Source organism: Novosphingobium decolorationis, from assembly GCF_018417475.1.
Classification (GTDB): Bacteria; Pseudomonadota; Alphaproteobacteria; order Sphingomonadales; family Sphingomonadaceae; genus Novosphingobium; species Novosphingobium decolorationis.
Window position 1 is genome coordinate 41443 of record NZ_CP054856.1, and the last position, 16005, is coordinate 57447.

15 protein-coding genes and 1 pseudogene are annotated in these 16005 nt (G+C 60.5%); 10 read left to right on the forward strand and 6 right to left on the reverse strand.

What is annotated here, in order from left to right; translation table 11 throughout:
* Window positions 1–118 precede the first annotated feature (118 nt).
* Window positions 119–1027, forward strand: coding sequence for a DUF7146 domain-containing protein (locus HT578_RS00235; RefSeq protein WP_213501407.1), 909 nt, complete (start codon window positions 119–121; stop codon window positions 1025–1027).
* A 103-nt stretch (window positions 1028–1130) separates the two neighbouring features.
* Window positions 1131–3518 carry a strawberry notch family protein gene (locus HT578_RS00240; RefSeq protein ID WP_239026411.1) on the forward strand — a complete coding sequence of 796 codons (2388 nt, stop codon included), beginning with the start codon at window positions 1131–1133 and terminating at the stop codon, window positions 3516–3518.
* A 60-nt stretch (window positions 3519–3578) separates the two neighbouring features.
* Here HT578_RS00240 and istB read toward each other — a convergent pair.
* Window positions 3579–4418: pseudogene (istB, locus tag HT578_RS00245) on the reverse strand (IS21-like element helper ATPase IstB).
* A 10-nt stretch (window positions 4419–4428) separates the two neighbouring features.
* Window positions 4429–5934, reverse strand: a complete 1506-nt coding sequence (gene istA, locus HT578_RS00250) for an IS21 family transposase (RefSeq protein ID WP_213501408.1) — start codon at window positions 5932–5934, stop codon at window positions 4429–4431.
* 325 nt (window positions 5935–6259) lie between these two features.
* Between istA and HT578_RS00255 the strand changes: the two genes are divergently transcribed.
* The 3 genes from HT578_RS00255 to HT578_RS00265 all read left to right on the forward strand — a co-directional run bounded on the left by HT578_RS00255 (window position 6260) and on the right by HT578_RS00265 (window position 9181).
* Window positions 6260–7990, forward strand: coding sequence for a strawberry notch C-terminal domain-containing protein (locus HT578_RS00255; protein ID WP_213503895.1), 1731 nt, complete (start codon window positions 6260–6262; stop codon window positions 7988–7990).
* Window positions 7991–8051: 61 nt separating this feature from the next.
* Window positions 8052–8465: an MbcA/ParS/Xre antitoxin family protein gene (locus HT578_RS00260; protein WP_213501409.1), complete on the forward strand. Its 414-nt coding sequence runs from the start codon at window positions 8052–8054 to the stop codon at window positions 8463–8465.
* The gene (locus tag HT578_RS00265) at window positions 8462–9181 is read left to right on the forward strand and encodes an RES family NAD+ phosphorylase (protein WP_213501410.1); all 720 of its coding nucleotides are present in this window, start codon (window positions 8462–8464) and stop codon (window positions 9179–9181) included. The genes HT578_RS00260 and HT578_RS00265 overlap by 4 nt, the downstream gene beginning before the upstream one ends.
* A 319-nt stretch (window positions 9182–9500) precedes the next feature.
* Here HT578_RS00265 and HT578_RS22525 read toward each other — a convergent pair whose 3' ends face one another.
* Genes HT578_RS22525 through HT578_RS00280 form a run of 3 tightly spaced genes read right to left on the reverse strand, consistent with a single transcriptional unit; the run spans window position 9501 to window position 10390 of the window.
* A complete protein-coding gene (locus HT578_RS22525) occupies window positions 9501–9881 on the reverse strand; it encodes a transposase (protein ID WP_213501411.1) in 381 nt (126 codons plus the stop codon).
* Window positions 9882–9890: 9 nt separating this feature from the next.
* The gene (locus HT578_RS00275; RefSeq protein WP_213501412.1) at window positions 9891–10160 is read right to left on the reverse strand and encodes an usg protein; all 270 of its coding nucleotides are present in this window, start codon (window positions 10158–10160) and stop codon (window positions 9891–9893) included.
* A complete protein-coding gene (locus tag HT578_RS00280; protein WP_047820079.1) occupies window positions 10157–10390 on the reverse strand; it encodes a hypothetical protein in 234 nt (77 codons plus the stop codon). Before HT578_RS00280 ends, HT578_RS00275 begins: the two co-directional genes overlap by 4 nt.
* Window positions 10391–10652: 262 nt before the next feature.
* Here HT578_RS00280 and groES point away from each other — a divergent pair, with 262 nt between their 5' ends.
* From groES to HT578_RS00305, 5 genes are all read left to right on the forward strand, one after another.
* Window positions 10653–10967 (forward strand): co-chaperone GroES, encoded by a 315-nt coding sequence (gene groES / locus HT578_RS00285; RefSeq protein WP_047820078.1) that lies wholly within the window; start codon window positions 10653–10655, stop codon window positions 10965–10967.
* A gap of 52 nt (window positions 10968–11019) precedes the next feature.
* A complete protein-coding gene (gene groL / locus HT578_RS00290) occupies window positions 11020–12639 on the forward strand; it encodes a chaperonin GroEL (RefSeq protein ID WP_213501413.1) in 1620 nt (539 codons plus the stop codon).
* A 158-nt stretch (window positions 12640–12797) separates the two neighbouring features.
* Window positions 12798–12989 carry a DUF465 domain-containing protein gene (locus HT578_RS00295; RefSeq protein ID WP_213501414.1) on the forward strand — a complete coding sequence of 64 codons (192 nt, stop codon included), beginning with the start codon at window positions 12798–12800 and terminating at the stop codon, window positions 12987–12989.
* 249 nt (window positions 12990–13238) lie between these two features.
* Complete coding sequence (locus tag HT578_RS00300; RefSeq protein ID WP_213501415.1) at window positions 13239–13715, forward strand: Hsp20 family protein; 477 nt, start codon at window positions 13239–13241, stop codon at window positions 13713–13715.
* A 103-nt stretch (window positions 13716–13818) separates the two neighbouring features.
* Window positions 13819–14319: an Hsp20/alpha crystallin family protein gene (locus tag HT578_RS00305; protein WP_213501416.1), complete on the forward strand. Its 501-nt coding sequence runs from the start codon at window positions 13819–13821 to the stop codon at window positions 14317–14319.
* A gap of 50 nt (window positions 14320–14369) precedes the next feature.
* On the opposite strand, the gene HT578_RS00310 is transcribed toward HT578_RS00305, so the two are convergent.
* Entirely contained in the window at window positions 14370–15503 is a 1134-nt protein-coding gene (locus HT578_RS00310; RefSeq protein ID WP_213501418.1) for a S1C family serine protease, read from the reverse strand.
* Window positions 15504–16005 lie beyond the last annotated feature (502 nt).

The window sequence follows — 16005 nt, forward strand, 5'->3', positions numbered from 1 at the left end:
CTTTGGTGGTCGAATCGGGAAAGAACATATATAGAACACCTGATGTAGGAAAATGAAACGTCAGCGACGCAGAGCGGAGGCTGCGCGGTTGGAGGCACGTTACGATGGAGATGCCCCCATGCACCAACAGCGATCATCCCAATTTCAAGGTCTGCAACTGGAAAACCGCGGGCGCAAGATAGTCGAGCAGCTGGGCGGTGTCTGGTCGCGTTCGCGCGGAATGTGCTGCTGCCCGGCCCACGACGACCGCACTCCTTCGCTAAGCATCACACTTGGAAAGCGCGCAATCCTTGTTCATTGCTTTGCCGGCTGCACGAACGAGGCGGTGATAGAAGCCATGGCCGGGCTCGGAATACGAATTGCGGACCTGTTCGATGGCACGAATGGTCCGATCGTGGCCGAACCGCGCGAGGAAGTCACCAATCGCAATGCGCTGAGGCTCTGGCGTGAGGCGTCGACCATCGCTGGCAGCCCCGCCGAGAAGTACCTCGTGTCCAGAGGCATCACGATTTCTTCGCCGGAGCTACGTTTCCACCCGCGTATGCCGCTGGGGCCAAAGGGTGCTGTCCGGTTTCTACCCGCGATGGTGGCGGCCGTGCGCAATGATGCCGGAATTCTGGCGCTGCACCGCTCCTTCCTTGACCCCGACAAAACCAGCTTGGCTTCTTTCGATCGGCCCAGGCGTGCTTTGGGCAGCCCCGGTTCTGGCGCGGTGCGTTTCGCGTACCCGGATGGGGGACGCCTTGGCCTCGCAGAAGGAAACGAAACGGCCCTCTCAGCGATGCAAATGTTCAAGGTTCCCTGCTGGGCGACGCTAGGAAACGAACGCTTCGGCTTGGCCACAATCCCGGAATCGGTGCACCAGCTGTATCTCTTTGTCGACAATGATGCGGGCGGGCACCTTGCTGAAGAGCGTGCGCGAGAGGCCTACGCTTGCGAAGGGCGGCTAATTGTCACCAGGCGACCGGAGGTAACCGGCGACGACTGGAATGATGTGCTCATGCGCTCAGTCCGAGCTGCGGTCTGAATGTCGGTGAGAGGAAAGCGGGCTTGGGGCCTTGTGAGGCCCCCGGGCGGATCCATCTGAACGGACACCCGGACAAACCCAGGGCTTCTTCAGGAGGTCTCTCATGTCACACGCAAATACCGCTTTCGCATTCTCCGATCCCGCCGAGCCGCAAGTGCTGGCAGCGGCGAGAGCGCTGGGCGCGCGGCTCGCTGCAGATCAAGCAATTTCTCGGCTCACTGTGAATGCAACAATGGCCGATCACTTCGGCGGTAGCGACGCCGAAGGACGCTGGTCCGTACGCGATGCCCATGCCGCACTTGAATTGGCGCAGGTGCTATTCTTGGTGCAGGCAACTGAATTCTCTCTCGCGATGCCATCCAGCGCTGCCGATGAGGCCTTTACGCGCCTTGAACGTCTGCTCCCGACCCAGTCCAACCGGAGCGACGAGCAGATCGAGTGGCAACAATTTGCAACGCCGCCCCGTCTGGCCTGGATGGCTGCAAAGGCATCCGAGATTTCTGCCAATGAACTGGTTCTCGAGCCGTCGGCCGGGACCGGGATGCTGGGCGTATGGGCGGCAAAGGCAGCTGCGCGTCTTGCTCTCAACGAGATTTCGCCGCTGCGCCGCGAATGTCTGGGCGCTGTGTTTCCGGAAGCGACAGTCACCGGATTTGACGCGGAACTGATCGACGAACTTCTCACGCCCGACGTGGGTCCGAGCGTGGTGCTGATGAACCCGCCCTATTCACACGGTATCGAGAGGGGCCACGATGGCCGCACTGGCAACCGGCACTTGCGTTCTGCCTGGAAGCGCCTTCTGCCCGGTGGCCGCCTGGTCGCAGTGATGCCAGAATGGTTCGAGCTTCCGAAGTTCCTTGCCGGGATCGCTGGTCCCGTCTCGTTGCGTCTCAACGCGACGATCGAGCGCGGTTTCATCAAGCAAGGCACCTCAATCTCAACCCGGCTCCTGATTCTCGACAAGGCTGAGGATGGTACCAGCCCGATCATCGCCCAGCCGGCAAACTTTGCCGAGCTTCATCTGCTGATCGATATGCTCCCTGACCGGGTAAGCCTGCCCGCGGGACCCAGCATTGGCATCAAGCCAGCATTGCCACTTCGGCTGGTTGCGAACAGGACGAAGCCGGTTCCACTTAAGGTCCATCCAGCCGCTGCGGCGCCGTCGATCCTGCCGCTTGATTTTACTCCGCTCGAAGCACCTGCGCCTATCGAAAGTCAGGTTGGGCATTATTTGCCTTACCGACCGAGCCGGATCTCGATTGCAGATGCGGTCCCGCATCCGACCCCGCTGGTCGAATCCGTTGCGATGGGTTCGATAACCGCACCCGTGCCCGAAGTGGTGCCTCAGCTTCCTTCGAGCGTCATTGCTGGAGGCGCCTTATCCGCTGCGCAGGCCGAGACCCTGATCTATGCCGCAAGCGCGCATGCCCGCGATCTGCCGGGACGGTTTGAGCCCGACGACAAGGGCTGCGCCTTGAAGGCGAGCGCCGAGGGGCACGCCTACCGCATGGGCTACTTTCTTGGTGACGGAACTGGCGCAGGTAAAGGCAGACAAGTCGCTTCCGTCATCCTCGACCGGTGGGTGAGGGGCGAACGGCGCCACATCTGGATTTCCAAGAACGAAGCTTTGCTCGAAGATGCCCGCCGCGACTGGAGCGCGCTCGGCGGCCTTCCCATCGACGTCCAGCCCCTTGGCCAATGGAAGCTCGGTGTCCCGATCGGGATGCGCGAGGGCATACTCTTCGTGACTTATCCGACGCTGCGTTCGGGCCGCAGCGATGCGACCCGGCTCGATCAGATTCTCGAATGGGCAGGGGAGGACTTCGACGGGCTCATCGTCTTCGACGAAGCCCATGCGATGGCCAACGCCGCAGGCGGGGAGGGCTCACGTGGTAAGGTCAAGGGATCGGAGCAGGGCATTGCCGGTGTTCGCATCCAGAATCTGCTGCCGCGCGCCCGCGTGCTCTACGCTTCGGCGACCGGGGCATCCGACGTCAATAATCTCGCCTATGCCACCCGTCTTGGCCTTTGGGGTCCCGAAACGGCTTTTGCCAATCGCGAAGCCTTCGTCGCAGATATCCGCGATGGCGGTATCGCTGCAATGGAACTGGTCGCGCGCGATCTGAAGTCACTGGGGCTGTATGCGGCGAGGGCCCTTTCATTCGCCGGAGTTGAGTACGAGATTCTCGAGCATTGCCTGACCCCCGACCAGGTAGCGGTTTATGACGCCTATGCAGACGCCTGGGCAATCATTCATGCCAACCTGCGCGAAGCTCTCGAGGCAACGCGGATCGTCGACACTGACAGTGGCGAGACACTCAATTCAGGTGCCAAATCGGCTGCGTTTTCGGTGTTTGAAGGCACCAAGCAGCGCTTCTTCGCGCAGCTCCTTTTATCCATGAAGCTGCCGAGCCTGCTGCCTGCGATTGATACGGCACTTGTCGACGGCAACGCTGTTGTAGTGCAACTTGTAGCGCGACAAACAGGATGAGGATTGCGCGTCAATCAGGATGAGAATGTGATTGTCGCGGCGCGTCATTCAGTGCCGATTTTAATTGTCGCTGGCAAGGACCTCGTTCTCATCCTGATTGTCGCGGATGGTCTCGAGGACTTTCGGAGTGGTGTAGGCGGCAGGACGTCCAGCCCCGGTGCGGCGGGCCTGAGCCGTGCGCCGGCGATAACTTTCGACGTTCATCTCGAAGATCGTGGCGTGATGCACGAGCCTGTCGACCGCAGCGAGCGTCATTGCCGGGTCCGGGAAGACGCGATTCCATTCACCGAAGGGCTGGTTGGCGGTGATGAGCAAGGATCTGCGCTCGTATCGGGCACTGATCAGTTCGAAGAGGACGGAGGTTTCCGCCTGATCGCGTGAGACGTAGGCAAAGTCGTCGAGAATGAGCAGATGATATTTGTCGAGCTTGGCGATTGCGGATTCCAGCGTCAGTTCGCGGCGAGCGACCTGCAGACGCTGGACGAGGTCAGAGGTGCGGAGAACAGCACTCGCCAGCCATTTTCCACCAACGCCAGGCCGATCGCCGCCGCCAGATGGCTTTTGCCGCCGCCTGGCGGGCCGAACAGGATGAGATTGGAACCCTGGTCGAGCCAGCCATCGCCGGCGCACAGGGCCATGACCTGGGCCTTGGAGATCATCGGCACGGCCTCGAACGCAAAGCAGTCCAACGTCTTGCCTGCCGGCAGGTGGGCTTCAGCCAGATGACGCCCGATCCGGCGGCGATCGCGTTCGGCGAGTTCATGTTCGGCAAGGGCTGCAAGGAACCGGCTCGCGGGCCATCCTTCCTTGTCCGCACGGGCCGCAAAATCTCCCAGATATGCTTGATGGTTGGCAAGCGCAGTTCATTGAGCATCAGGCCGGGCGCTGTGCGTCGATCATAGAGCCGTGCTCATGCCGCTTCTCCCTGTTCGATCAGCCCGTCGTAGATCGAGAGCGAGACCATCTCGACCACGACTTCGGGCAAAGTGGCGGGATCGGGGCTGAAGCGGGCCCGTAGTGCCGACAGGCATGGGGTCCTGCGGATTGCCAGGTCCTCCTCCAGGATATGGGCGAGCTCCGCCTCGCAGGCGCGCTCGTGGGCCATGGCCAGAAGCTCGACCATGATCCGGCAGGCTTCTTTCTCGCCCACAGCTTCCAGCAAGTGCTCGAACATGAGGCGGTAGGGCGCGCGGGGGAACAGGCTGTCACGATAGACCAATCCCCGTAGCGCCATCGGCTTGCGCCGCAGGGAATGAATGACATGGCGATAATCGACGACGTGGCCGTGCTTACCGTTCACACCGGCGCGGCCGCGCTGCAGGGTCATGAGCCTTGTGCCGCCGATGAAGACATCGAGACGGTCGTCGTAAAGGCGCACGCGCAGGCGATGTCCGATCAGGCGCGAGGGGACCGTGTAGAACACCTTGCGCAGAGTGAAGCCGCCCGAGGACGTCACCGTCACGAGGACTTCCTCGTAATCGGTAGTCCGTGCGTTCGGGAGGGATTGCAGCGCCTTGCGCTCAGCATCGATGCCGGGACCGTGGCGCCGGTTCCTTGCGGTCACGACTTCGTCGATGAAGCGGCGATAAGCGGCAAGGTCGGTGAAGTCGGTGGTCCCGCGCAATAACAGCGCGTCCTTGACTGCAGCCTTGATATGGCCGTGGGCGCTCTCGATCGCACCGTTCTCGTGGGCAATGCCTGTGTTGTTGCGCGTCGGCTCCATTCCATAATGGGCGCATAGGGCGTCATAGCGCTTGGTCAGGTCGGCCTTCGCATCTGCGTCCAGGTTGCGGAAGGCGGCCGACAAGCTGTCGGTACGGTGGAGCCTGGGCGCTCCGCCAGCAGACCAGAGCGCATTCTGCAGCCCTTCGGCCAGGGCGACGAAACTCTCGCCGCCCAGAATGACGTGCCCATGTTCAAAGCCACCGCAAGGCAGGCGGAAGTGATAGAGCAAGTGATCCAAGGGGGCCCCGGCGATGGCGACGTCCAGATCGTTCATGCACGTAAAATCGGACATGCCGAGCCGTCCCGGTTCATGAACCTGCCTGAAGATGACTTCCCGATCCTGGCCGTTCAGAGCGCGCCAGTCGCGAATACGCCTCTCCAGGGTTCGTCGTGAGCCGAACTCGGTATCCGGGTACCGGCGGCGCAGTTCCTCGAAGATCGCGACAGGACGAAGACCGGGGGCGGCCTCCAGCATCGGCACGACGACTTCTTCGAAAATGCCTGATAGCGGATCAGGCCGCCGTCGGCCGCGCGGCGCCTGTCGCTGAGAAGGCAGGCGCGCATCCTGCAGCACCCGGTAGCCTGTCGCCGGGCTGAAACCGGCCTTGGCCGCCGCCAGGGCGACGGGATCGTTACGTCTGTGGGTCATGAAAAGTCTCACCTGATGATCGTTGATGTGTCGGCCCGCCACACGTCAGGTCCTCCTCCCTAGGAAAACCCAATGCATAGCGACCACCACGACCATCACAGGCACCCTTCAAAAGGCGCCCCCTGCGTTCCGGCATCGGCTACGGGCTACGCCCTTCGCCAATCCCGGAACGCAAGATTCTCATCTTGTTTGTCGCGCTTTCTCAACCTGAATGTCGCGCGACATGCAACTCGTCTCGACCGCCGAAGCCATGCTCAACCGCCGCCTTGCTGATCTCTCCGATGCGGAACGTGAAGCACTCGAAATCGATCTCTCCCCCCGTGAATACGTGGTCGATTACCTCACCAAAAGCTTCCCGGTTCGGTTGATGGCCGTGTTTACGGACGAGAATGGCAATGCCCGGTCCGAACCGATGAGTGATGAGAACGGTGCCCCTGTTCTCTGTCGTTCGGCGCTTGCCGCGCGCGATAGCATGATCGAGCAGCTCTGTGCCTTGCCGCCGATCGCGACGGCGCTCGATGCGATCATCGAACGGTTCGGTGTCGATCAGGTCGCCGAAGTCACCGGCCGTACCCGCCGCCTGATCGTCGGACGCGATGGGTGCCAGGTGCTCCAGTCGCGCTCTCCGCGCGCCAATGTCGCCGAGACGCGAGATTTTATGGACGGAACCAAGCGAATTCTCGTTTTCTCCGATGCCGGTGGCACCGGCCGCAGTTATCATGCCGACCTTGCGGCAAAGAACCAGATGCGCCGGGTCCATTTCCTGCTTGAGCCGGGCTGGCGGGCCGATGCCGCAATTCAGGGCCTTGGCCGTACCAACCGCACCAATCAGGCATCGGCCCCTCTGTTCCGCCCGGTGACAACCGATGTGCGTGGCGAACGTCGGTTTATATCGACCATTGCACGTCGGCTAGACAGCCTCGGCGCGCTAACCCGCGGGCAGCGCCAGACGGGTGGGCAGAACCTCTTCGATCCTGCCGACAATCTCGAGAGCACCTACGCCAAGGAGGCGCTCCATCGCTGGTTCGGCCTGTTGTTCGCAGGCAAGCTGGAAGCCGTTACGCTTTCTCGGTTTGAGGAATTGAGCGGGCTCAGGGTCGAAGGGCCCGACGGCGGGATGGTCGATGACCTGCCAACAATCCAGCGCTGGCTCAATCGCATCCTCGCATTGCCGATTGCTTTGCAAAACGGCATATTTGACGAGTTTCTCGGCCTCGTCGAAGCGCGGATCGATGCAGCACGGCAGGCCGGCACGCTCGACATTGGGGTCGAGACTATTGCGGTAGAGCATTACGAGGTGCTGACCGACACGCTACTGCGCACTGATGCGCTGTCGGGTGCGACTACGCACCTCCTGGAACTCGAGATCGCCCGCGCGCTCAAGCCATTGCGTCTCGAACGACTGGAAGAGCTCTACGGCTTTTCAGGTTCGCGTCAGCAACTTCTGCGTAATGCGCGCTCAGGCCGGATCGGGCTGCTGGTCCCAGCGCGAAGTCTGCTCACCGACGAAGGTACGCGTGTGGCCCGCTTCGAGCTTGTCCGCCCCTTGAAGCACGGACACATCACTGCCGATCAACTCGAGGAGAGCAACTGGGAAGCGGTGGATCCAACCGAATTTCGCCGCCTGTGGCAGGTGGAGGTCGATGACGCCGCCTCAAATCACAAGCGCGAGCGCCTGCATCTTGCAACCGGCCTCCTACTTCCGGTGTGGGACAAACTCCCTTCCGACTATGTACGTGTCAGCCGGATTTCGGCGCGGGACGGACGCTCGCTATTAGGTCGGGAGGTTCCGCTCCATTGCGTGCCCGAACTATGCCAGGCGCTTGGGCTTGAAGACGAACATGCCTTTTCGGCAGAGCAAATCGTCGATGCGGTGCTCGGGACAGGGCGACCGATGCAAATCAAAAGCCGCGAAGCGCTTACTCTCAAGCGCAGCCTCGTCAATGGCGCGCAGCGGCTCGAACTGGCTGGTTGGTCGGCGTCGCGCCTCGACTGGTACAAGGCACATGGGTGCTTCACCGAGATCATACGCTATCAGACGCGGCTTTTCGTCCCGACGACGAGCGCTGTGGCGGTCTTGGCGGGACTTGTCGGATGAGGCAGCCCTAAATTGCCAATTGGCATCTAAAGTGATATATGATGCCATATGGAGAATGCTCATGTTGGCACTGCAACCCGTTGATACCGTCCCCCATGCCTTCCGGCCCGATCCTGTAACCCAGGAGGAAGCAGCGGCCATGTTCCGCGCCGTGCTGAACCTGTTTGGGAAATGGGAACTAACCGACGAACAAGCCGCGACTTTGCTCGACATGCCGGTTCGCTCCTATCGGCGCTGGAAAGCTGAGGGGCCGGGCCGTGTCTCGCGCGATGGTGCGGCGCGGCTCTCCAACCTGATGGGTATCCACAAGGCGCTGAGGATCATCTTTTCCGAACCCCAACGTGGCTACGCCTGGATTAAGGCAGGTAACGCCGCCTTTGCCGGAGCGAGCGCGCTCGATGTCATGCTGGGCGGCGAGCTGACTGATGTCATGCGGGTGCGTCGCTATCTTGATGCCGAACGTGGTGCCTGGTGATTGATCCCAAGGCAATTCCGGTTGCCCAGGTCGAGTGGAAAGGTGCTGTACGGATTATCCGCAGTGCCTTTCCACCTATCGACCTGTTCGAAGATATCGCAGACCCCGCAGATTGGCCGCTGCTGATCTCTGCCGAGCAAAAGACCAATCCCCGCATCATGGCGACGATCGGCAATCTCGATCTCGTGCCAACTGATCGCCGGGTAGGGGGCAACGGCGCATCCTATCTGATGGCCCCGTTCACGCATGTCAGCACTGACCGACCAAGTCGCTTCACCGATGGGACCTACGGCGTCCTATACGCGGGGGATGCATTCGAAACTGCGCTGTTCGAGACAATCCATCATCATGCCCGCTTCATGGCTCGCACTGCCGAAGCGCCAGGCTGGACCTCGCAGTTCCGTGAGATCGTACTGTCGGTAGGCGCCGATCTTCATGATCTCAGGAGCCTTGCCGCAGGCGATCCAGCGCTTGATCCCGACAACTATGCCGCATCGCAAGCCCTCGCTGTTGAACTCAAAGGGGGCGGGGCCGACGGTTTTGTCTATCCGAGCATCCGGCATCCAGGTGGTGAATGTGTCGGCTTGTTCTACCCGGATTGCGCATCTGAACCCACTCAGGGACGTCACCTCGACTATCACTGGGACGGAATGGGTGTCGATCTGGTTCGAGACGCTGGTACAGGGGCGGTGTTTCGGGTGGTGGATTCTACGTAGAGTGAAAATCCAACGCCCGTGCTCCGCTGGGGTGTTTCCGGCAGCTTTGCGCCCCATGTGTGGACGGCTCTCCGTTGGCAAGGGATTTCGAGTATTGCAGCGCTGGTTGGTGCGGCCATGTGTCCGACCTGTAATGCGGCCTGATTGTTGCCGCTGGCCATAATGCCTTCCGCGAACCAGGTTCCCGATCAATTTCGCGCACTCAAAAGGTGCAGGGCGCAAGTGGGATCTTCTCGTTCGGCGGTATCAACCTGCTTTCGTGCAATAGCTCCTATGCCCTTTCCAACCTCTGTTCGCCGCTTCCAGGCGGCGTAAGTTTCTAGGCTGCGATAACCTGTGGCTCCCTGTACCTCTCACCGCTCATCATGATGGCCCATGCGATCCTCGCATTCTTGTTAGCTAGTGCCATGGCAGCGACCTTAGGCTTGAGCCGTTCGAGCAGCCGAACAAGCCATGTCCGCTGGGTCCCCTGCATCGCTCGGCGGACAACCGCCATCGCTCCTGAGAACAGCATCTGTCGCAAGTAGCGGTTGCCCGCTTTGGTGATCGACCCCAGTCGGGCCTTGCCTCCTGACGAGTTCTGACGCGGCACTAGACCGATCCAGGCGGCCATGTTGCGACCGCATCGAAAGACGGATGGGGCGGGGACACAGGCAACCTGTGCCGATACGACAAGTGGACCGATCCCGGGAACTTCCATCAGCGTGGATCAATCCCAGGAAATCACCCCGTCGGCAGAACGCCAGCTCGCTGGCCGGATCATCTTTTCGTGCGCGATACGGACTGACCTGATCTCCGCTTCGATCTCGCGCCGCCAATGTGCGAGGAAATCGAACAACACCGGAAAATCCGGTGCTGCGTCGTATTCCTGCCATGCATAGATCTGCACAAGCGAGGGGTGATCCGGCATGAAATAGCAGATTTCTGCCGTGGTCAGTCCGTATCCGTCCAGCTGAACCAGGAAAGCGCGATCGGTCATTGCAGCGTGGGCTGGCTGTCCGGGCCGTCGAGCGAGCGCAGCGCCGCGAATACGTCGTCAACGGAAACCGGACCTTTGAGTTCGGGGGGCTGGCGCATCGCCGGCTGGTTTTCGACGGCATGCCGATCAGACGCCCAGGAAGCCAGGATGGCTCGCTTCACTTCGGGCTCAAGCGCGGGATGATGCGCTACATCGAAGGGATGCAGGTAGCGTGCGAATGGTTGCGACATGGAAACATCCTCCTTTCTGCCTTGCCGCTGGTCACTCACCGCGGATTACTCCGCTCGGGATATTTTGTGAGTCGATTTTAGACCGTCAAGACCCTGATAAGGCGAACGGAAAATGGCTATTGGCAGTCGCGATCGGTGAGTGCCAAAAAATTTTGCTCGGACCTCTTGAAGCCGTTTTCGCCAAAACTAGATCGCCAAAGTCTCTCGCCGATCATCCGGGGAAGGCGCTGTAAGTCATTTCGCTTTGTAATGGAGGTTATGCATGCATTTCCGACCTTTGCACGATCGCGTGCTGGTTCGCCGTATCGAGGCCGAAGAAAAGACGGCCGGCGGCATTATCATCCCTGACACCGCCAGGGAAAAGCCGATGGAAGGCGAAGTCGTTGCCGTCGGCCCGGGTGCGCGTGACGATGCCGGGAAGCTGGTGGAACTTGCCGTCAAGGCGGGCGACCGCATCCTGTTCGGCAAGTGGTCCGGCACCGAAGTGCGGATCGACGGCGAGGACCTGCTCATCATGAAGGAGAGCGACATCCTCGGCATCATCGAAGCCACCGCCGAGCTCAAGAAGGCGGCGTAAGCAATCAACCCGATCTTCAGTTCAATCGAAAGAAGAGAAAGGAGCAGGCCAGATGGCTGCGAAGGAAGTAAAATTTGCGTCGGATGCGCGTGATCGCATGCTCCGCGGCGTGGATACGCTTGCAAATGCGGTCAAGGTAACTCTCGGCCCCAAGGGCCGCAACGTGGTGATCGAGAAGAGCTTCGGTGCCCCTCGTATCACCAAGGATGGCGTGACTGTCGCCAAGGAGATCGAACTCAAGGACAAGTTCGAAAATATGGGCGCACAGATGCTGCGCGAAGTCGCCAGCAAGCAGAACGACAAGGCAGGTGATGGCACCACCACGGCCACCGTCCTGGCCCAGGCCATCGTGCGCGAAGGTGCCAAGGCAGTTGCGGCCGGCATGAACCCGATGGACCTGAAGCGCGGTATCGACCTCGCCGTCGGCACCGTGGTCAAGGACCTCGAAAGCCACGCCAAGAAGGTGTCCGCCAACAGCGAAATCGCGCAGGTCGCGACCATTTCCGCCAATGGCGACGAAACCGTCGGCCGCATCCTTGCCGAAGCCATGGACAAGGTCGGCAATGAAGGCGTGATCACGGTCGAGGAAGCCAAGAGCCTCGAGACCGAACTCGAAACGGTCGAGGGCATGCAGTTCGATCGCGGCTATCTCTCGCCCTATTTCGTGACCAACGCCGAAAAGCTGAAAGTCGAACTCGAAGATCCGTACATCCTCATCCACGAGAAGAAGCTGTCGAACCTGCAGGCCATGATTCCGCTGCTGGAACAGGTCGTGCAGTCGGGCAAGCCGTTGCTGATCATCGCCGAGGACGTTGAGGGTGAAGCCCTGGCAACCCTGGTGGTCAACAAGCTTCGTGGCGGCCTCAAGGTCGCGGCGGTCAAGGCACCGGGCTTCGGCGATCGCCGCAAGGCCATGCTGGAGGACATTGCCATCCTCACCGCCGGCAATGTGGTCAGCGAGGAACTCGGCACCAAGCTGGAAAATGTCACCATCGGCATGCTCGGCCGGGCCAAAAAGGTCATCATCGACAAGGACAACACGACCGTCGTCGATGGTGCCGGCAACAAGGCGGACATCGACGCCCGGGTCAGCCAGATCCGTGCCCAGATCGAGACCACGACCAGCGACTACGACCGCGAAAAACTGCAGGAGCGCGTGGCCAAGCTGGCTGGCGGCGTTGCCGTTATTCGCGTTGGCGGTGCGACCGAAGTCGAGGTCAAGGAGCGCAAGGACCGTGTCGACGACGCGCTGCATGCAACCCGTGCGGCGGTCGAGGAAGGCATTCTGCCGGGCGGCGGCATCGCCTTGCTCCGGTCGCTCAAGTCGCTGGAGGGCCTCAAGGCCGCCAATGACGACCAGCAGTCCGGTATCGATATCGTGCGTCGCGCGCTGCGCGCCCCGGCTCGCCAGATTGCCGAGAACGCCGGCGAGGACGGTGCCTATATCGTCGGCAAGCTGCTCGAAGGCGACGACTACAACCACGGCTTCAACGCCGCGACCGGCGAATATGAAGACCTGGTGAAGTCGGGTGTCATCGATCCGGCGAAGGTGGTGCGCACAGCGCTGCAGGATGCGGCTTCGGTCGCCTCGCTGCTGATCACCACCGAGGCGCTGGTGGCCGAACTGCCGAAGGAAGGTACGCCCGCACCGATGCCGGCCATGGACTTCTAATCCGGTGAGGAGAGCGCGGTGTGACCCCGCGCTCTCCCATCATCAAGCACACCGTTGGCGGCAGTGCTGCCTGGGCGCCTTGCACAAGCCGTTCTGGGCGAGGCAGGCTCCAAATGCGGCAACATCGGAAAATCGGTCGACGAAGAGAGGAGGAGATAATGACCGACAGGTATCTGGACTATCTTTCACGCGAACATGCGCGGCTCGAGGAGGAAATCCGGCTGGAAAGCAAACGACCCCGGCCTGACGAAGTTCTGATTGCCCGCCTTAAGAAGCTCAAGCTGGCGCTCAAGGACCAGATGCAAAGCTGGGCTTCGGATCACGCGAGCAGCGATCGGCTGACCGCGTAAACGCACTGGATCCAATCACATTCTCTCCTGGAAGAAGGCCAGGCGCACCTCTATCGGTGTGCCTGGTTTTCCCTTGCAAAGCACTGAAAACAAACCGACAAAAAATCTTTATCGGGTCTTGAAACCAATTGCGCGTTTCCTAATTTTGTCAGTACCGGATGCCGTAACGGGTCCGGTTGGACAGAGGGCGTCGGCTCTTGGTTCCCGGCGCCTCTCATGCCCAGATTGCTCAACAAGGAGGATTTGGAAATGAGAACTGCATTTGATTTGACCCCCTATCGCCGCTCGACGGTCGGCTTCGATCGGCTTTTCGATGCGCTCGAGAACAGCTTCCGCGCCGAGACGCAGGATGGCTACCCACCCTTCGACATCGTCCGCACCGGCGAAGACAGCTACCGGATCACTCTGGCGGTGGCCGGCTTCCGACCGGACGAAATCGACATCACTGCACAGCAGAACCAGCTCGTCATCTCTGGTCAGAAGACCGAGAAGGAGGAAGACGGTGTCGAATTCGTTCATCGCGGTATCGCTGCCCGTGCGTTCGAGCGCCGGTTCCAGCTGGCCGACTATGTCGAAGTGCGCGATGCGGACTACGAGCACGGCATGTTGACGATTTCGCTCCAGCGGATCGTCCCGGAATCGCTCAAGCCGCGCAAGATCGCCATCGGAAGCCGCGAGCATGTCAATGACGACACGCCGCAGCTGACCGAAGACAAGGCGGCCTAAGCCTTAATCACAGGGCAAATCCTCGGCGGGGTGGGTGCAATCGCGCCCGCCCCGCTTGACGAAGCTTTGCCTGAACCAGTCGGAAAACAGGAGGAATGTCGAGATGGCAATTCGCGATCTCATTCCCTGGAAAAGCCAGGGTCAGGACATCGCTCCCCGGCAGGAGGAGCGGGTCGATCATCCGGTGATGTCGCTTCATCGGGATATCAATCGCTTGTTCGACGACATGTTTCGCGGGTTTTCCATGCCGTCGCTGCCGTCCATCGGACGCAGCCTTGGCTGGCCGCGGCTCGAATTGTCGGAAAACGACAAGGAAATCCGGGTCACGGCCGAGTTGCCGGGCATGGAAGAAAAGGACATCGAAATCAGCCTGGACGATCACCAACTGGTGATTTGGGGCGAAAAGAAGTCCGAAACCAGCGACGAGGAACGCGGCTATTCGGAACGCAGCTATGGCCGCTTCGAACGTCGCATCGGCCTGCCCTCGCAGATCGACGAGGACAAGGTCGAGGCGGCCTTCCGCAATGGTGTTCTGACCGTTACGGTTCCGCGCACCGCAGAAGCGGCACAGGGACGCAAGACGATCCCGATCAACGCCGGTTAATGGCAGCCGTGAGGGCCGGTCCTACCAGTGGACCGGCCCTTCTTCTTGCATCAGCTTCCCGGTTCGAGTTCGAGCCTGGCTGTTCGCTCTTCGCCGCCGCGCATCAGCGTAAGTTCGACGCTTTGTCCGACCCGAAAATCGTCAAGCCGGGCGAGCAGATCGCCGACTCTGGAAACGGGTTTGCCGTTCAGAGCGGTAACGATGTCCCCTGGAGCGACCCCGCGCCTTGTGCGCTGGGCAGCAACCAGACCGGCGCGCTCTGCAGATGACCCGGGATCGACCCGCAGGACAAAAACGCCCTCGATCCCCGAGGCGCGCTTGAGCCGGTCGTTTATATCGTCATCGCTTTCAACGCCAAGGCTGGGCCGCGTATAGCGCCCCTCGGAAATGAGCTGCGGCACAACGCGTATGACCGTATCGACCGGCACGGCAAAGCCGATCCCGGCCGATGCCCCGGAAGGACTATAGATCGCTGTATTGATCCCGATCAGTCGGCCCGCGGAATCGAGCAGCGGACCACCCGAATTACCGGGATTTATGGCGGCATCGGTCTGGATGAGGTGCCGAATGTCGGGACCATTCTCATTCGGCAGCGAACGATCCAGCGCCGAAACGATGCCCTTGGTCAGGGTCCAGTCCAGTCCGAACGGGTTTCCGATTGCGAAAACATTCTGTCCGACCTGCAGGTCGCTGCTTGTCCCGATTGGCACCCGCGCGGGCGCAGTGAAGCCCGCACCGCCTATTTTCAGGACAGCAAGATCGTGCTGTGGGCTAACACCGACCAGCGTGGCGGAAAACTGGCGACCGTCGGCAAGCTGGATTTGCGCTTCGGAGGCGCCTTCGATGACATGGAAATTTGTGACAATATGGCCGGCCTCGTCCCATACGAGACCCGAACCCGATCCGCGCGGCACGCTATAGACATTGCGTGTCCAGAAATCGGCGACCCGCTGCCGTGTGGAAATGAACACGACTGAATCGCGCGCATTGCGAAACAGGTCGATAGTGGCGCGTTCATCCGCGCCAAGATCGCCCCGCGCAGTGACGACGCGTGGTTCGGCAACCGGGGCGGATTGGTTGATCAAGAGGGCTGCGGAGGCGGCAAGAAGAAGGACGTTCATGATGATAAGGAGTTGGAAGTAGGTTCTTGACTTCGATACCTTGAGGTTAGGGGATCTATCCATGGAGGAAACTTACGTGTTCGGCAGCTCATATCAACTGTGGTGTGAGGCAAAGGGTCGCTCGTGATGATGGATTTTTTGCCAAACCCTACTATTGCGCTCACGACAAGCGCGAGTTTATCCCGTCTTGGATCTCAGCGCCGGTCCACCATCCCCAACCGCGCGAGTGTTGCAAGGCTTATGAGGAATTCGATGAAGCCGGGCGGATGAAGCCATCCAGCTATTGCGACTGGATCGTCGATGTTATGAAAGAACTGGTGCGTTGCTCGGTTCGCCTACGCCCAGATGCAAATCAGTTCATCGTCCGCTATTCTGAACGCAAAGAGAGCAATGAACCAGTCGTAACTCCCGTCGAAAAATCGTGGATTGCATCTGCTTGACGGCGATTGGGAATATACCGGCAATCAAGGCACCACTCGTCCTATCGTCCAGCCTTGATATTGCTGATTAAGGATTGATCCGACCAGAGTGCAAAGAGAGGGAAGGGGGCTTGCTTCTGATTGAG